Annotated in this window: 15 protein-coding genes; 5 read left to right on the top strand and 10 right to left on the bottom strand. The window is 72.9% G+C overall.

The window, feature by feature from the left end:
- Positions 1-90 precede the first annotated feature (90 nt).
- From E0F75_RS33435 to E0F75_RS33415, 5 genes are all read right to left on the bottom strand, one after another.
- Complete coding sequence (locus E0F75_RS33435) at positions 91-1,017, bottom strand: MerR family transcriptional regulator (RefSeq protein ID WP_229314716.1); 927 nt, start codon at positions 1,015-1,017, stop codon at positions 91-93.
- A 101-nt stretch (positions 1,018-1,118) separates the two neighbouring features.
- On the bottom strand, positions 1,119-1,748 hold the full coding sequence (locus E0F75_RS33430; protein ID WP_229314715.1) for a LysE family transporter: 630 nt from the start codon (positions 1,746-1,748) through the stop codon (positions 1,119-1,121).
- Positions 1,745-2,080: a DUF2087 domain-containing protein gene (locus E0F75_RS33425; protein WP_229314714.1), complete on the bottom strand. Its 336-nt coding sequence runs from the start codon at positions 2,078-2,080 to the stop codon at positions 1,745-1,747. The genes E0F75_RS33430 and E0F75_RS33425 overlap by 4 nt, the downstream gene beginning before the upstream one ends.
- 76 nt (positions 2,081-2,156) lie before the next feature.
- Positions 2,157-2,435, bottom strand: a complete 279-nt coding sequence (locus tag E0F75_RS33420; RefSeq protein WP_229314713.1) for an antibiotic biosynthesis monooxygenase — start codon at positions 2,433-2,435, stop codon at positions 2,157-2,159.
- Between the two features lie 123 nt (positions 2,436-2,558).
- Positions 2,559-3,317 carry a DeoR/GlpR family DNA-binding transcription regulator gene (locus E0F75_RS33415; protein WP_229314712.1) on the bottom strand — a complete coding sequence of 253 codons (759 nt, stop codon included), beginning with the start codon at positions 3,315-3,317 and terminating at the stop codon, positions 2,559-2,561.
- 79 nt (positions 3,318-3,396) lie between these two features.
- On the opposite strand from E0F75_RS33415, the gene E0F75_RS33410 reads away from it, so the two are divergent.
- Positions 3,397-3,765 carry a DUF4406 domain-containing protein gene (locus tag E0F75_RS33410; protein ID WP_374115478.1) on the top strand — a complete coding sequence of 123 codons (369 nt, stop codon included), beginning with the start codon at positions 3,397-3,399 and terminating at the stop codon, positions 3,763-3,765.
- 80 nt (positions 3,766-3,845) lie between these two features.
- Positions 3,846-4,526, top strand: coding sequence for an NUDIX domain-containing protein (locus E0F75_RS33405; protein ID WP_374115477.1), 681 nt, complete (start codon positions 3,846-3,848; stop codon positions 4,524-4,526).
- A 22-nt stretch (positions 4,527-4,548) separates the two neighbouring features.
- Here E0F75_RS33405 and E0F75_RS33400 read toward each other — a convergent pair whose 3' ends face one another.
- Positions 4,549-5,712, bottom strand: coding sequence for a serine hydrolase (locus E0F75_RS33400; protein WP_267499863.1), 1,164 nt, complete (start codon positions 5,710-5,712; stop codon positions 4,549-4,551).
- Positions 5,713-5,872: 160 nt separating this feature from the next.
- A complete protein-coding gene (locus E0F75_RS33395) occupies positions 5,873-7,420 on the bottom strand; it encodes a carboxylesterase/lipase family protein (protein WP_229314709.1) in 1,548 nt (515 codons plus the stop codon).
- Positions 7,421-7,616: 196 nt separating this feature from the next.
- Between E0F75_RS33395 and E0F75_RS33390 the strand changes: the two genes are divergently transcribed.
- Positions 7,617-8,969 (top strand): NAD(P)/FAD-dependent oxidoreductase, encoded by a 1,353-nt coding sequence (locus tag E0F75_RS33390; protein WP_229314708.1) that lies wholly within the window; start codon positions 7,617-7,619, stop codon positions 8,967-8,969.
- Between the two features lie 10 nt (positions 8,970-8,979).
- Positions 8,980-9,921 (top strand): sigma-70 family RNA polymerase sigma factor, encoded by a 942-nt coding sequence (locus E0F75_RS33385; RefSeq protein ID WP_229314707.1) that lies wholly within the window; start codon positions 8,980-8,982, stop codon positions 9,919-9,921.
- Between the two features lie 100 nt (positions 9,922-10,021).
- Here E0F75_RS33385 and E0F75_RS33380 read toward each other — a convergent pair whose 3' ends face one another.
- Positions 10,022-10,564, bottom strand: a complete 543-nt coding sequence (locus tag E0F75_RS33380; protein WP_229314706.1) for a GNAT family N-acetyltransferase — start codon at positions 10,562-10,564, stop codon at positions 10,022-10,024.
- A gap of 78 nt (positions 10,565-10,642) precedes the next feature.
- Here E0F75_RS33380 and E0F75_RS33375 point away from each other — a divergent pair, with 78 nt between their 5' ends.
- Positions 10,643-11,389 carry a dienelactone hydrolase family protein gene (locus E0F75_RS33375; RefSeq protein ID WP_229314705.1) on the top strand — a complete coding sequence of 249 codons (747 nt, stop codon included), beginning with the start codon at positions 10,643-10,645 and terminating at the stop codon, positions 11,387-11,389.
- 58 nt (positions 11,390-11,447) lie between these two features.
- On the opposite strand, the gene E0F75_RS33370 is transcribed toward E0F75_RS33375, so the two are convergent.
- On the bottom strand, positions 11,448-15,149 hold the full coding sequence (locus E0F75_RS33370; RefSeq protein WP_229314704.1) for an amino acid adenylation domain-containing protein: 3,702 nt from the start codon (positions 15,147-15,149) through the stop codon (positions 11,448-11,450).
- A gap of 227 nt (positions 15,150-15,376) precedes the next feature.
- Entirely contained in the window at positions 15,377-16,048 is a 672-nt protein-coding gene (locus E0F75_RS33365) for a maleylpyruvate isomerase family mycothiol-dependent enzyme (RefSeq protein WP_229314703.1), read from the bottom strand.
- Between the last annotated feature and the right edge of the window lies 1 nt (position 16,049).

Raw genomic sequence — 16,049 nt, 5'->3', positions numbered from 1 at the left:
GCGGAGGAGATTCGCCGCCGATCCCCGGGAAGGGTAAGCCGGTTCCGGACACGGCCCGCCGACCGGACCACCGACCGGACCGCCGATCGGTCAGGCGGGCAGCTCGGTGGACGGGTCCGTCACCGGCCAGGCTATTTCCAGGCGGTTGTCCGGGTGGTCCGGTGCGCCGGTCCAGCGGAGGAACGTGGTGCGGACCGGGCCCGCGAAGGCGAAGCCGTGCTCGGCGATCCAGTTCGCCACGGTGTCGTACGCGGTGAGGACCGCGGGGAAGGCGGTCGCCCCGCCCTCCAGCACCATGCAGGCGTACGTGCACTCCGGGTCGTCCCGTACGGACATCCCCTCGCCCAACTCCCCCGGCTGCGCGCCCGACTCCCAGAACGGCAGGCACGCCTCGACCAGCGTCTCGTTCTCCTCGTCGCAGAGCCCGTGGTACCGGACGAACGCGGGCCCGGTGAAGGTGAGCGGCCCCCGGCCCGCGACCGCGTACATCTCCTCGTACGCGGTGCGCAGGAACGGGTCCAGGCCGTGGTGGTTCACCGTCGCGCCGCGCACGAGGACGCGTTCGGGGGTGCCCTGGCGGAGGGTGACGCGGCGGTTCATCTCGGCTCCTTCGGTCGGTCTCGTCAACAGGCTGTGGACGACGGACCGCTGGACGTCGAGCTTCCGCTCGGCCGCCTCGATCTGGGCGCGCAGTGCCGAGGCCAGCTCGGCGGTGGCAGCGCCACGGTCCTCGGTACCGGCCGCGGCACCGGCCTCGGTGCCGTCCGCGCTTCCCGTACCGCCCGCGCCGCTCGCGAGCAGCTCCCGTACCCGTTCGATCGGCATGTCCAGCTGCCGCAGCGCGCGTACGAGCTGCGCGCTGCGGAGCTGGTCCCGCCGGAAGTAGCGGTAGCCGCTGGCCGGATCGACGAAGGCCGGTGTGAGCACACCGCTCGCGTCGTAGTGCCGCAGCGCCGTCACCGAAAGGCCACTGGCCTGCGCGAACTGCCCGATCGGCAGCAGGTTCGTCCTGTCCACGAGAAGAGACTGTGCCGTCTCCGGTCACCTGAGAGTCAAGCCGCGACTCGACTCGACTCGTGCGCATGCGCCGGCGCTCGCACGCTCACTCGCGCGATCGCTCAGGAGCGCGCCACGAGCCGTACCGCCAGGACGACGATCAGCGTGCTCGACGCGAGCACCGTGGTCAGCCGGCCCCGGGCCCCCGTCAGGGTCCGGCCGAGCAGCGTCCCGCCCAGCGCGAGGAGCAGCTGCCAGCTCGCCGAGGCGACCAGGGCCGCGAGGACGAAGGCCGTCCGGTCGGGGAGGGTCGCGGGCGCCGAGGGGCCCGTCGCCAGGATGAGCGCGGCGAAGTAGATCACCGTCATCGGGTTGAGGATCGTGATCCCCAGGAAGGTGAGGTACGCGCGACCCGGGCCGAGGTCCGTCCCGTCGTCGCGGGAGGCGAGCCCGCCCGTCCGGTACGTGGAGAGGGCCACGTACGCCGCCCGCAGCGCGAGCACCACGAGCACCACGGCCGAGGCCCACCGCAGCGGGGTCATCACGGGCGTCAGCAGGGGAACGAGCGCCGAGCCGCCCGCCACCGCGAGCACGGCGTACACGCCGTCCGCCGTGGCGACCCCGAGCGCCGCGCCCGCGCCCGTACGCCAGCCGGTACGGGCCGTCACGGCCACCAGGTACGCCCCGACCGCGCCGACCGGGATCGCGATGCCGTAGCCGGCGAGCAGGCCGGCCATCACCGCGGCGGTCACGCGACGGCGGGGATCGCGCCTCCGGGGGAGCCGGGCTGCTGCTGTCGGCGGTACGCCGAGCCGTCCTTGGTCCGGGCGAGGAAGCCGCCGATCACGAGATACCGACGCAGGGCGGAGAAGTCCTCGTGGACGGTGAGCAGGGCCTGGTTGACCTCGGGCTCGCGGTAGTCCCGGTCGGGAGCGAAGAGGCTCTCGGTGAGATGCGCGAGGAGGGCCTCACGGCGGGCCGGCCTGCGCGGGATCGCCTTGAGGCGCCCGTCGACGGAGAACAGGTCCGCGACCGGGCGGGCAGGACGGGCCGCGTCGGAAGGACGGGAGGGATGACTGGTCATGGCGGAGAAGCCTGACGGCCACCGGCCCGTCCCGCAAAGGGTTTTCGGCCCTCCCGCCCCTCCCGTACCCGCCCGGTCACTTCAGGATGACGTTCACGGCCTCCTGCACCGTGGGCAGGATCGTCCGGACGCCGCCCCGGTCGAAGATCGGCCGGGCCTTCTCCACGAAGGCGAGGAAGGCGTCCTCGGAGTCCCAGAAGTCGACGACCCGCCATCCCCCGCTCCCGTCGGGCCCGGCGGCGTGCGCGAGGAACCCCTGCGGCGGAAACCAGTCGGTGGCCTCGAGGAGCCGGGTGGTCTCCTCGTACTGCTCCTGCGTGCCGCCGGGGATCTCGACGGTGACGATGACAGCCATGCGCTGCTCCTGTACGTGGGGGATTCGGGCGCGGGTGCGGGGAATCCCGACCAGCACACCAGCGGGCAGGACACCCCGCACGGCAGCGCACCCCGAACGAGCGACGACGCCGGCCCCGGCCCGTCAGCCGGCGGGGAGGATCTCGACGCCCCTCGTCGTGAGCTGCTCGATCACCGGGTCGCGGGGGTCCGCGTCGGTGATCAGTCCGCTGATCCCACCCCACGGCAGGACCCGGAAGCGCGAGGCGGTGCCGACCTTCTCGGAGGACGCGAGCACGTACGTGTCCGCGGCCCGCGCCGCGAGGGCGCGCTTCATCGCGGCCTCCTCCGCGTCGCCGGTGGTCAGTCCCGCGTCGGGGTGCACGCCGGTGACGCCGAGGAAGCAGAGGTCGGCGGAGACGTTCTGCGCGGCCTCGACGGCGGCGGCGCCGCAGGCGACCGCGGAGTGCTTGTAGACGCGGCCGCCGATGAGGAAGACCTCCACCCGCGGGTGGTCGATCAGGGCGGCGGCGATCGTCGGACTGTGGGTGATCACGGTGCAGGCCAGGTCCTGCGGAAGGGCGTGGACGACGGCGAGCGCGGTGGTGCCGCCGTCGAGGATCACCGCGCCGCCCGGCCGTACGAGACCGGCGGCCACCACGGCGACCTTCCGCTTGCCGTCCGGGGCGACGGACTGCCGGGCCCCGTAGTCCGCCACGGCCGGCGACACGGGCAGCGCCCCGCCGTACACCCGCTGGCACAGTCCCTCGCTCGCGAGATCGCGCAGGTCGCGCCGCACGCTGTCCTCGGAGATGCCCAGTTCGGCGGCGACGTCCTTGGCGACGATCTTGCCCTCGCGGGCGAGCAGTTCCAGCAGGTGGTCACGCCGCTCGGCAGCCAGCATCCGTATTCTCTCCTGTTCTTGCACGTTTCTGCATGTATCGTAGCGCGCCATGGACGCCAAGCAGACGCTCGACAAGCCCATGCTCATCCTCATCGCCGGGCCCTACCGCTCCGGCACCGACGGCGACCCGGAGGCCATGGCCGCCAACCTCGCCCGCCTCGAAGCCGCGGCGTGGCCGGTCTTCGCCGCGGGCCATCTCCCCGTGATCGGGGAGTGGATCGCCCTGCCCGTCCTGCACTCGGCCGGCGCGGGCCCCACGGACCCCCTCGCCGAGCAGGTGCTGTACCCGGCCGCCGACCGCCTGCTCGCCCACTGCGACGCCGTACTTCGGCTGCCCGGCGACTCCACCGGCGCCGACCAGGACGTCGCCACCGCCCGCCGCCGCGGCCTGCCGGTCTACTACGACGTGACCGAGATCCCCGGCCGTACGGTGCGGGGTGACGCGTGAGCACCGGCCGCGCGCCGGGGCGGGCCGACGAGCGGCCGGCCGACGGCCGACTGCCCGACGAGCGGCCGGCCGACGGCCGACTGCCCCGCGAGCAGCTGCCCGGCGTCGACGTCCCCGATCACCGGGGCCGGACCCGCCTCGACCGCGCCGGGCGCGACCTCGACCGGAACCCCGGTGTCGTGATCCGCGACGTCGAGCTCACCTCCCGGGGCTGGCACGTCCTGCGGCGGACCACCTTCGACTACCGCCGTCGCGACGGGCGTTGGGTCACCGAGCAGCGCGAGACGTACGACCGGGGGAACGGCGCCGTCGTCCTGCCGTACGACACCGAACGCCGCACCGTCCTGCTCACCCGGCAGTTCCGCTACCCGGCCTACGTCAACGACCATCCCGACGGCATGCTCGTCGAGGCCGCGGCGGGACTGCTCGACGCCGACGACCCGCTGACCGCGGTCCGCCGCGAGAGCGCCGAGGAGCTCGGCGTGACCCTCGGCCCCCTCACCCACGTCCTCGACGCGTACATGAGCCCCGGGTCCGTCACCGAGCGCCTCCACTTCTTCGCCGCCCCCTACACCCCGGCCGACCGCACCGGGAGCGGCGGCGGCCTGGAGGAGGACGGCGAGGACATCGAGGTCCTCGAACTGCCCTTCACCGACGCCCTCGCGATGGTCCGCGACGGCCGGATCGCCGACGGCAAGACCATCCTGCTGCTGCAGTGGGCGGCGTTGGACGGCCCGTTCGCCACCGCCCGGTCCACCTGATCCGGGACGGTCGTGGCCGGGGTCAGTCGACGAGCGCCGCGCCGACCACCTGCTGGATGTGCTTGAGAGGACTGGCCGCCCCCGTCGAGTTCAGCGAGTACGCGACACGGTGCCGGAGGTCCTTGGTGGCGAAGAAGCCGTTGTCCCAGCCCGGCCGGGACCCCGTCTTGCCCCAGACGACCTCCTGGTCGGCGAGCCGGTGGCTCATGAGGCCGCCGACGCTGAAGCAGGCCGGTCCGCCGAAGCAGTTCGTGTTGCCGGCGGCGCTCTTCACCTGCGGCACGTCGAAGACCAGCTTCTGCTGGGCGGGCGGGAGCAGACGGCCCCGGAACAGCGCGGTGAAGAACCGGTCCAGGTCGGCGGCGTCGGAGATCATGCCGCCCTCCGCCCACGGGTAGGGGCTCTGCTCCGTGACGTCGTGCCCGGCGACGTACACCGTCGCGTGGGGCGAGGGGATGCCCAGGTCGTCGGCGGCGGGCAGGCTGGTGTGGCGGAGGTGGAGAGGCCGGATGATCCGCCGCTCCAGCTCGTCGGCGAAGGAACGGCCGGTGACCTTCTCGACGAGCAGACCGAGGACGAGGGAGTTGAGCCCGTTGTACTGCTGCTCGGAGCCGGGCGCGGGCGGCGGCTGGGTCCCGGCCGCCGCCGCGGCGAACGACTCGCGCAACGAGTCCGCGGGCTGCACGGAGTCGAACTGCCATCCCGGCCCGTCCTTCGGCCCCGGAGTCGGGGCGGGCATGGGCAGCCCGCTCGTGTGGTCGAGGAGCTGGCGGACGGTGACCGGGTCGTACGCCTCGGGGAGCAGCTCGGGGACGTACCGCCGCGCGGGTGCGTCGAGTGCGATCCGGCGCTCGGCGACGAGTTGGAGCACGACGGTGTTGGTGAACGTCTTGGTGACACTGCCGATCCGGAAATGCGCGTCGGCGGTGACCGGGCCGACGGCGGCCCCCGTTCCGTCCCGTCTGACGAGCGCGCCCGCGACGACGAGGTCGGGCAGGCGGCCCATGACCTCCTGGAGGGCGGGGTTCAGGGCGGCGGTGCCCTTCGGCGCCGCTGCCGGGGCACTGGTGGTGTGCGTGGCACCGGCGCCCGGCTGAGCGGCACCGGCGGACCCGGCGGTGACGGCCGCGACAGCGGTGACGGCGGTGGCCAGGGCGAGGCTGGTGGCGACGAGGCGAAGGCGCATGGGGTGCTCCGGGGCGGTGGGGACGAGTCGTTCTGACACCCCCGACTCTGCTGCGCACAGGGCTCGTAGCCCATCGGTGATCACCCCGACCGGACCCCGACCGGCCCCTGACCCGTCCCCGGCCGGACCCCTGATCACGATCTCGGGGTAGCTCTCCGGGTCACGGACGCAGGACCGGGAAGTCGGCCCCGGCCCACGGAGCGCGGAGAGAGGCCCTCCGACCGTCCGTCGCATCGCCGTCGGCGACCCACATCCTGGCCTGCGACGTCGAGTTGCCGTCGAGCGACGGCCAGCCGGGGTTCCCGTCGGCGGCGAAGTCGGCCCAGGCGCGCACCATGCGGCGCGACAGCTCGTGGTCGGCAGGGGTGGGCGTACCCCCGACGAGGAAGGCCACGGCCTCGTCGTCCAGGGTGCCGAAGGCGAAGGGGATGTCCGCGCAGTGCCAGGCCCGCACGGTCCCGTCGGGCCCGGTGCGCCGACGGTCGAAGCGCGAGAGGAACGTCCGGCCGCCCGCCCGGGCGTGCGCCTCGGCGAGCCGGTTGCTGTACTCGCCGAACAGCAGGTCGCTGAAGACGGCGAGGTGGACATCGGACACGGGGGCATCGGGCATCGCGGCGCGATAGCCGGCGACGAGACCGTCGGGGAGGCCGAAGTCCTGCGCGAAGAGGGCGAGTTGTTCGTCGGTGGTGACCTTCGCGCAGCTGCCGACGGCGTCGAGCAGCCAGTACTCCTCGGTGGTGTGGCAGACCAGCAGGTCCACTCCCCGGGCCGCGCCGGCGGACATCCCTTCGAGGGGGTCGGTGGGGAGGACGTCGCCGTCGAGGACCGGGGCGTAGAGCGAGGGGTCGTAGTGGCGGGAGCCGGAGGCGGGGTCCCGGCGGTAGTCGTCGACCACCTGGTCGGTGGCGGCGACCAGGGCCTGCGGAGTCATGGAGGTCAGGCCCTCGGGCGTGGCGGGGCAGCCCGCGGCCGCGGCGATCTCGCGGGTGGTCGCCTCGGCGATCTCGGGCGGGTAGCAGGGGCTGGCGGGGCTGTGGGCGATCGCACGGCGGAACAGTCCGCGGGCGCGGTCCATCACCATCAGACAGGCGACGGACGCGGCGCCGGAGGACTGGCCGGCGATCGTGACGTTGCCGGGGTCGCCGCCGAAGACGGCGATGTTCTCGCGGACCCACCGCAGCGCCTCGACCTGGTCGAGCAGACCCCGGTTGTCCGGGTGGCCGCCCGCCGCACCGCCCGGGACGTGGCCGAAGCCCTCGAAGCCGATGCGGTGGTTGAGGGTGACCACGACCAGACCGGCGCGGGCGAGCACGGTGCCGTCGAAGTCGGGCTGCGCCGAGGAGCCGAAGGTGTACGCACCGCCGTGGATCCAGACCAGGACGGGGAGTCGGCCGCCGTCAGGGGCGAGTGCGGGGGTCGAGGCGGGGGCGGGGGCGGGGGCCGAGGCGGGGGTCCAGATGTTGAGGGTGAGGATGTCCTCGTCACCGGGGGACCAGACGGGCGCCCCCGGGAGCTCTGCCGACTGCGGCGCGATCGGACCGAACTTCGTACAGTCCCGCACTCCGCTCCACGCGGGTGCCGGGCGTGGCGCGCGGAACCGGTCGGCGCCGAAGGGCGGGGCGGCGTACGGGATCCCGAGCGCGGCGACGACGTCGGCGGAAGCCCGAAAGCCCTGGGCCAGGCCGTTGTCCGTCTTGAAGATGTCCATGCCGGGAGCCTCGCATCACCCGGCGAGCGAGAGCCAACACCAAGATCGCGACGATTGACGCGGCACCGATGTCAATCGCCCGGAACGCGGCCCACGACAGGCACGCACCGGCGTGACCGGCGTCACATCTCCTTCCTGTCAGCAATCGATGCTCCGTCTCGTTCAAGGGGCGCCCGAACGAGACAGGAGCATCGCCATGAAGCACCGCATCGTCGTACTCGGCGCCGGATACGCCGGGGCCTACGCCGCCGGAAACCTGGCGCGCCGGCTCTCCCCCGCCGACACCGAGATCACCGTCGTCAACGCCGCCCCCGACTTCGTCGAGCGGATGCGGCTCCACCAGCTCGCGAGCGGCCGGGACCTCGCGGTCCGCAAGCTCACCGACGTCTTCGCGGGCACCGGGGTGCGGGTACGCCTGGCCCACGTCACCGGCATCGACCCGGAGCGCAGGACGGTCGCCGTGACCCCGGCAGCCGCCACGACCGGCGAGGACGGCAGCGGCACCGAGACCGAGACCGGCACCGGCACCGGCACCGGCACCGGCACCGGCACCGAAGAGCTCGCGTACGACACCCTTCTCTACGCCCTCGGCAGCTCCGTGGCCCACCACGGCGTCCCCGGCGCGGCCGAGTACGCCTTCGACGTGGCCGGCCGTTCCTCCGCGCTGCGGCTGCGCGAGCGCCTCGCCGCCCTCGGCGCGGGCGGCACCGTGCTGGTCGTCGGCGAGGGGCTGACCGGCATCGAGACCGCCACCGAGCTCGCCGAGTCCCGGCCCGACCTCACGATCGCCCTCGCCGCCCGCGGCGAGCTGGGCGCCTGGCTCTCCCCGAAGGCCCGCCGGCACCTGCGCCAGGCCTTCGACCGCCTCGGCATCACCGTCCACGAGCACACCGAAGTCGAGGCCGTCGAGCCGACCCGGGCGATCGCCGCCGGCGGTACGCCCCTCCCGGCGGACGTGACCGTGTGGTCGGCCGGGTTCGCCGTGCACCCCCTCGCGGCCGCCGCCGGTCTGGAGGTCGCCGAGACCGGCCGGATCGTCGTCGACCGCACCATGCGCTCGGTCTCGCATCCGGACGTCTACGCCGCCGGTGACTCCGCCCACGCGATCGGCGACAACGGCCTGCCGCTGCCGATGTCCTGCGCCTCGGCCGGCTTCACCACCATGCAGGCGACCGCCGCGATCATCGCGCGCCTGACGGGCGGCGAGGTCCCGACCACCGGACTGAAGTACTACGGCAACCACATCAGCCTCGGACGGCGGGACGCCATCTTCCAGATGGTGGGCGGGGACGTCCGGCCGAAGGCCTGGTACCTGGGCGGCCGGACCGCCGCGCGGCTCAAGGCGGGCGTGCTCGCGGGGGCCGGGTGGAACATCGCCCACCCGACCTCCGGCATGCCGAAGCGCAGGCGCCGCCTGACCACCGCGCCGATGCCCGACCGGAGCGGCGCGAGGACCGACGTGAGGACCGGCGCGAGGACCGACGCGAGGACCGACGCGAGGACCGACGCGAGGACCGACGCGAGGACCGACGTGAAGGTCACCCCCTAGGGTGTTCCGCATGGACAGCGCAGCCGTCGATCGGTTCGAGGCCGGCCGTGGCCGGCTGGCCTCGCTCGCGTACCGCCTGCTGGGCTCGGCCGCCGACGCCGAGGACGCCGTACAGGACACCTTCCTGCGCTGGCAGGCCGCGGACCACGAGCGGATCGACGTCCCGGAGGCGTGGCTGACCAAGGTCCTCACCAACCTCTGCCTCGACCGGCTCCGTTCGGCGCACGCGCGCCACGAGCGCGCGGCCGGCGCCTGGCTGCCCGAGCCGCTCCTCGAAGGCGACCCGATGCTCGGCCCCGCCGACACCTTCGAGCAGCGCGAATCGGTGTCGCTGGCCGTACTGACCCTCCTGGAGCGCCTCTCGCCGGTCGAGCGGGCCGTCTACGTCCTGCGCGAGGCCTTCTCGTACGGCCACGCCGAGATCGCCGGGATCCTCGACATCACCGAGTCCGCGAGCCAGCAGCACGTCCACCGGGCCCGGACCCGGGTCGCCGCCGAGCGCCGCCGCGGTGGCGTCCAGGCCGACCCCGCGTCCGCGCGCCGGGTCGTCGAGGAGTTCCTGGCCGCCGCCGTGTCGGGGCGCACCGAACGGCTGGTGGCACTGCTCACCGATGACGTGACGGCGGTCTCGGACGGCGCCGGACTGGCCAGGCGGCTGCTGCGGGTCACGACGCGCGAGCGGGTCGCCGCCTACGCGCGGGCCGGCTTCAGGCCCACGCCGGCGAAGCGGCGACTGGCCGGCGGCACGCCCTCGATGCACATCGCGGTGGTCAACGGCGCCCCGGCGGTGCTCGCCGTGGTCGACGGCCGGGTCGTGGGCGCGGTGGCGTTCGCGGTCGGCGACGGCAGGGTCACGTCCCTGCACGGCATCGCGACCGCGGACCGGCTCGCGCGGCTCAACGAGGCCTGGCGGCAGCACGATCCGGGGGCGCCGGTGATAGCGGCGTGGTGAACCGACCGGCTGGAACGGTGGATCCGCTGACGGGCGGTCCCTCTCGGCCGTTCCGTCCGGGGCGGCAGCCGGCTCCCCCGTACTGCCGCCAAGACGGCGTCTAGACGCCCGCGTTCGGCTTCCACTCCTGGACGAGGAGTCCGAGGATGACCTCGTCGAGGAACTCGCCCATCACCCAGGCCGAGGAGCGCAGCACACCCTCGCGGACGAAGCCGTTGCTCTCGGCGGAGCGGAGCATCGCGGTGTTGTCCGCCAGCGTCTCGATCTGCAGCCGCTGGAGGCTGCGCACGACGAAGCCGTAGTGGCACAGCGTCGCGACCACGTCGGTGCCGTAGCCCTTGCCGCGGGCGGACGGCAGCAGCCCCAACCCGATGTGCGCGGCCCGGTTGTGGCTGTCGATGCCCCACAGGTTGGCGCCACCGATCAGGGTGCCGCCCTCCAACTCGATCACGGAGAACGGGACATGGCCCTCCGCCGTGTCGTCCACGACGAGCCGCGGGTCCTTCGAACCGGGCGTGACCGGCCGCCACGGCCCGGCTTCGGCACGCGAGGAGTTGACCACGTCGTCGTAGAGCTCGGCCCGCAGGATCGGGATGTCTTCCTCGTGTCGAGCCCTGAGCCCGACCTTGCTACCCCTAAGCATGCGAGCTTCCTACCCGACCCGACTCGCCGACGGCAAACCAATAAGAGGCCGGTGATCATGACTGTTACGGTCGTTCCCATGGCCACCACGACACTGCGGATACCCACCCCCGACGGCCAGGCCGACGCCTTCGCCGCCTTCCCCGACGACGGTCGGCAGCACCCGGGCGTGCTGCTCTACATGGATGTGTTCGGGCCGCGGCCGCGGCTGGAGGAGATGGCGCGCGAGCTCGCCGGGCACGGGTACTTCGTGCTTGTGCCCCACGTCTACTACCGGGAGGGGCCGGCGCCCCTCATCGAGCTTCCCGAGCACATCGGGGAGGAGGAGCGGCCCGCGCTCTTCGAGCAGCTCATGCCGTTCTACCTCGCGCACACCACCGAGCGCGTCCTGATCGACGCCGACGCCTACCTCTCCTTCCTCACCGACCGGCCCGAGGTCGGCGACGGGCCCGTCGCCGTCGTCGGGTACTGCCTGGGCGGCGTTCTGGCGATGCGTACCGCCGCGGCCCATCCCGACCGGGTCGCCGCCGTCGCCGGTTTCCACCCCGGCGCCCTGATCACGGACGAGGCCGACAGTCCGCACCTCCTCGCCCCGAAGGTGACCGCCGAGGTGCACTTCGGGATCGCCGAGGGCGACATGACGCCCGAGGAGTTCGGCCGGCTCAACGAGGTGCTGGAAGCCGCCGGCGTCCGCCACGGCAACGAGATCTACCCCGGCACCGAGCACGGCTTCACCATGGCCGACACGAGCGCCTACAGCCCGGACGGGACGCAGCGCCACTGGGACCGTCTGCTGCCCCTCCTCACCCGCACCCTCACGAGCTGACCACGGGCCCCGCGGCCGCCTTCGCGGCTCGACGGGACCCGAGAGCGTCTCGGCGTTCCTACTGCCCCAGCCGGTACCTGATCTTCTTGATCAGTTCGTTCAGATCCGGCTGCCGCAGCAGGCTGTAGTGGTCCGCGTCCAGCTCCACCACCGTCGGCGGGCGCGTCGACCAGCCCTCCGCGTGCTCCAGGAACGAGTAGTCGTCGCCCGCCGCCTTGAAGAGCGTGACCGGGCACGACACTTGACGTTCCGCCAGTTCGCGGAAGGTGTACGTGAACTCGAACGTCTCCTCCACGATCGCCACGATCCGGCCGATCAGATCCGGGTCCAGGGCCGGGAAGTCGGTCGCCACCAGCTTCACGAAGCCCTCCCGGTCGTCCGCCCTCACCGTCGGGTCGATCGTGCCCGCGAACACCGAGTACAGGATCGTCACGAACGCCGGGTTCCCGTAGTTCGCTCCCCCCGTCTCCGACGAGCGGACCTTCGGCGAACCCGGCGCGATCAGGAACAGGTTCTCCACCTGCTCCCCAGCCGCCTCCAGGAGATGCGCCGACTCGAAGGCGACCCTCGCACCGAACGAGTAGCCCCACAGCGTGTACGGGCCCGCCGGCCGGCGGCGCCGTATCGCCTCCACGTCCGCCGCCGCCATCTCGCGGATCGTCGCGTACGGCTCCTCGCCCCGGTTGATGCCGTACGCCTGCACCCCGTAGAACGGGCGGTCGATGCCGATCTCCTCCGCCAGGTGCCGCAGGTTCATCGTGTAGCCGCCGAGACCCGGCCAGCAGTAGACCGGCGGCCGTGCGCCCGCCGCGTGGAGCCGGACCAGACGGGAGGCGGGGGTCGCGGCCGCGCCGTCCAGCCGGTGGGCGAGCTTCTCGATCGTGGGGCGGTCGAAGAGGATCTGCAGCGGGAGCCGTGCGCCGAACTCGCGGTTGATCCTCGTGACCAGCGCGACGGCGACGAGCGAGTTGCCGCCCGACTCGAAGAAGTCGTCCAGGACCGAGACCGCCTCGACGTCCTCGTACTTCAGCGCCGTCGCCCAGATCTCCGCGAGGCGGCCCTCCGTGCGGGTGCGCGGCAGGACGTGGGGGCGACCGTGCAGGCCGGCGTTGACCACGGCCAGGTCGGCCAGCGCCTTCGTGTCCACCTTGCCGTTCGCCGACAGCGGCAGCCGGTCCAGGACGACCACCCGGTTCGGGATCATGTAGTCCGGCAGGTGGTGGGCCAGATCGTCGCGGATCATCTCCGCCGGGCCCTTCATGTGGACGGTGTCCTCGTGCATGCCCTCGCTCAGCCGCTGCTCCTCGCCGACCCGGCCGCCCACGAAGAAGTACGAGGGGCCGGTCGGGCGGCCCGCCGCCGTCAGGATCTCGTCCGCCCGGCGGGCCGCGGGAAGCGGGTGGCCGGACTTCGAGCTGTAGCCGGAGGACATGAACCCGAGTCCGTGGTCGCCGAGTTGGAGCCGCTGGAGGGCCCTGCCCAGGTCGACGTACGCGCGGCCGGAGTGGGGGGTCCGGCTGATCACCGTGATGCCGAGACGGGCCCGCTCGTACACCGCCTGGTTGATCGCGATCACGTGCCTCTTCTCGATCAGCGCGGCGGAGATCTGCCGTAAGTCATCGTTCTCGTACGCGTACTGGGCCTCGGGAAGGCCGGTCACCCCGGTTCCGTGCGCCTGGACGTAGACGTCGATCTCCGGGGGCGTACGCGACTCCTCGTCGTACGGGATCACCTCCCAGGTGCCGTCCTCGCGCGGCCTGATGTCCAGGCCGTGGCCCGGCAGGATCTCCTCGAACAGGCCCACCATGTGGCCCGTCTCGATCTCCAGGACCTCCTGGATGTTGTTCCTGTAGACCGGTTCGATCGCCGCGCGCCGTCCGCGGAAGTCCAGCCTGAGGATCGGGTCGCTCCCGCTCCCGGGCGTTCCCGCCTCCGTCAGGTACAGCTGGTGGCGGACCGGGTGGTAGTAGTACGTGCCCGGTTCCAGGCCCGCGATGCCGCGCACCTCCACGTACAGCTGAGTCGCGTACAGCGCGCCCGGTGACGCGTAGCCGTACTTCGGGAGCAGTCGCTCCTCGCTCGTGAACTGGCCGAACCAGCGCAGGATCTCGCCCAGGTCCGCCGCCGTCAGACTGCCGACCGCCCGCGAACCGATGCCCTCCGGGCGGCGGGCCAGGGCCGCCAGGACGTCCGCGCGGGTGACCTCCCCGCCCTCGTAGAAGCGGTACGTCTTGCGGGCGAAGACCGTGCGGCGCATCCGGTCCGTGGGGGTGCTGCCGGGGAGCACGACGGTGGGGCGGCCGGCCAGGTCGGCGTCGGGTCGGCTGCCGGCGTTCGACAGCTGCGCCTTGACCTGGAGCTTCGACTCCTTGGACTGGTGGTGGGCGCCGTGGTTGCCCTGGTCCATCAGGGCGGCTTCCTTGGGCGACAGCTCGACGCAGGCGACGAGGTTCTGGAAGCCCGTACGGGGCTCGTCCTTGACGATGACCGCCGCGTTCCTCACCCAGTCGTGGTTCTCGATCGCCAGCGCGATCTCGTCCAGCTCGACACGGAAGCCGCGGAGCTTGATCTGGTTGTCGGCGCGACCGGCGAACTGGACGGTGCCGTCCTCGTTCCAGTGGGCCAGGTCACCGGTGCGGTAGAGGCGCTCGCCGCCGTCGGTGGTGAGGAAACGCTCCGCCGTGAGCTCGGGGCGGTCCAGGTACCCCCGCGCCACCTGGACCCCGCCTATGCACAGCTCGCCGTCGCGTATGTGGAAGGTCGTCCCGTACGCCGGTCTGCCGATCGGTATCGCGGTGGGGGCGGCCGGATCGGTGACGGTGGCGCGGTCGACCATGTGCGAGGAGGCGTTGATCGTGCACTCGGTGGGGCCGTAGAGGTTGATCAGCTCGGCGGACGGGAGCTCGGCGAGGAGCTGCGCCGCGAGGTTGCGGGAGAGGATCTCGCCGCCCGAGTACACCCGGCGCAGGGTCGTGCAGGTGGCGAGGCGCTCGGTGTCCACGAGGGCCTGGAGGAGGGTGGGGACGCCCTGGAGCATCGTCGCGCCGTGGGTGCGGACCGTGTCGACGAGGGCCTCGGGGTCGCGGTAGACGCCCGGGGGGCCCACGGCGACGCGGGCGCCGACGGCCGGGGCGAGGATCTCCCACTGCGCCGCGTCGAAGCTCATCGGGGTCTTCTGGAGGACGACCGCGCCCGGGGCGAGGCGGTGTTCCGCCGCCATCCAGCGCATCTGGGCCGCGATCGAGCGGTGCTCGACCATGACGCCCTTCGGCTTGCCCGTGGAGCCCGAGGTGTAGATGACGTACGCGAGGTCCGTCTCCCGGATGTCGTACGGCTCCGGCACCTCACCCGCGGTGCGCCAGGCGTGCTGGACGGCGTCGGCGAGGGTGACGACGGTCGTGCCGGGCGGGGCGAGGTCGGTGACCCGGGCGCGGAGGTGCTCCTGGGTGACGACGATGCGGGCGGCGCTGTCCTCGATCATGTAGCGGACGCGTTCTTCGGGGTACTCCGGGGAGAGGGGGACGTAGGCGGCGCCGGAGCAGACGGTGCCCCAGGTCGCCGTGACCAGTTCGAGGGACGGATCGGTGTGGATACCGACCCGGGTGTCCGCGGCCGCTCCCAGGGAGCGGAGGTACTGGGCGAGGACCAGGGCGCCCTCCGAGAGCTCCCGGAAGGTGAGGGTCTCGTGCTCGTATGCCACGGCGGTGGCGTCGGGGTGGTGCAGGGTCTCGGCGTAGAGGAGACGGTCGAGCGTGCGCATGGTGATCCCTTCTGTGTGCCACCCGCGCCCCGTTGTGGGCCTAGGCTTCCGCGCCTGAACCCGCACCCCATGTGCGGTGCACAGTCGGGTGCGGGCCAGGGCACAAGGGGCGGACGCGCCGCCGGAGCGCGCCGTCCCGTGTGCCCACCCGTCCCGCCCTGCGGGACGATCGCCCACACGGCGCGAGCGGCGCGCGGGATGTGGGCACGCGTGGTGGGTGGTGGGGGTCAGCGGTAGATCAGGAGTTCCTGTTCTGTCGCGCCCCTGAGTTCGTAGCGGGTGCGCACCAGCGGGCGGCCCGCGTAGATGCGGATCAGGGTCGACGCGTCGCCCTTGAAGGTGGCCGGAGGGCGGCCCTCTATCTCGTTGCCCAGGGAGACCCGGGACGTCGTGCCGTCGTCCAGGACTCCCATCAGGCGTGGGGTTTCGCGTGTGCGGCTCGTCACGGTCAGGAGCGGGAGCGCCAGCTCCAGCGCCTTGCCGCAGTACGCGCCCGGTTCGCCGAAGGCCTCCCGGACGTCGCCCGCGTGGACCCATTCGCCGAGCGCCACCGCGTCGAGCCGGCCGTCCTCGCGTCCGGCGATCACCGGGCCCGCCTCCGTCAGGCCGCGTTCCAGTTCGTCGAGGATGCGGCCCAGCGGCCAGTCCTCGCGCTCGGCGACGTCGCAGGCGTTCGCCTCGGGCAGGAACACGCCCTCCTCCAGGCGGTCCTCGACGATCCTGACCAGGGCCGCGCCGCAATGGGCGAGGACCTGCCTCGCCGTCCACCCGGGGCACGCGGTGCGGAGCTCGTACGCCTCCTCGGGTGTCCGGCGCAGGAGCGGCATCAGCAGGTCCCGTTCCGTCCTGAGGAGGCGGTCCGGGAGCCACGGGTCGCGCCCGTCATCGTTCGTACACATC

Origin of the sequence: Streptomyces sp. CB02980, from assembly GCF_014451325.2 — a bacterium.
Taxonomy (GTDB): Bacteria; Actinomycetota; Actinomycetes; order Streptomycetales; family Streptomycetaceae; genus Streptomyces.
Note: the sequence above shows the minus strand (reverse complement) of the source record. Positions and strands in the feature narration are given on the sequence as shown.

Excerpts from the sequence above, each read along its gene's own strand:
- E0F75_RS33365 (WP_229314703.1), bottom strand. The coding sequence starts at position 16,048 with ATGTGTACGAACGATGACGGGCGCGACCCGTGGCTCCCGGACCGCCTC.
- E0F75_RS33425 (WP_229314714.1), bottom strand. The coding sequence starts at position 2,080 with ATGACCAGTCATCCCTCCCGTCCTTCCGACGCGGCCCGTCCTGCCCGC.
- E0F75_RS33385 (WP_229314707.1), top strand. The coding sequence starts at position 8,980 with ATGGACAGCGCAGCCGTCGATCGGTTCGAGGCCGGCCGTGGCCGGCTG.
- E0F75_RS33400 (WP_267499863.1), bottom strand. The coding sequence starts at position 5,712 with ATGCGCCTTCGCCTCGTCGCCACCAGCCTCGCCCTGGCCACCGCCGTC.
- E0F75_RS33390 (WP_229314708.1), top strand. The coding sequence starts at position 7,617 with ATGAAGCACCGCATCGTCGTACTCGGCGCCGGATACGCCGGGGCCTAC.
- E0F75_RS33415 (WP_229314712.1), bottom strand. The coding sequence starts at position 3,317 with ATGCTGGCTGCCGAGCGGCGTGACCACCTGCTGGAACTGCTCGCCCGC.
- E0F75_RS33370 (WP_229314704.1), bottom strand. The coding sequence starts at position 15,149 with ATGCGCACGCTCGACCGTCTCCTCTACGCCGAGACCCTGCACCACCCC.
- E0F75_RS33395 (WP_229314709.1), bottom strand. The coding sequence starts at position 7,420 with ATGGACATCTTCAAGACGGACAACGGCCTGGCCCAGGGCTTTCGGGCT.
- E0F75_RS33420 (WP_229314713.1), bottom strand. The coding sequence starts at position 2,435 with ATGGCTGTCATCGTCACCGTCGAGATCCCCGGCGGCACGCAGGAGCAG.
- E0F75_RS33410 (WP_374115478.1), top strand. The coding sequence starts at position 3,397 with ATGCTCATCCTCATCGCCGGGCCCTACCGCTCCGGCACCGACGGCGAC.
- E0F75_RS33375 (WP_229314705.1), top strand. The coding sequence starts at position 10,643 with ATGGCCACCACGACACTGCGGATACCCACCCCCGACGGCCAGGCCGAC.
- E0F75_RS33380 (WP_229314706.1), bottom strand. The coding sequence starts at position 10,564 with ATGCTTAGGGGTAGCAAGGTCGGGCTCAGGGCTCGACACGAGGAAGAC.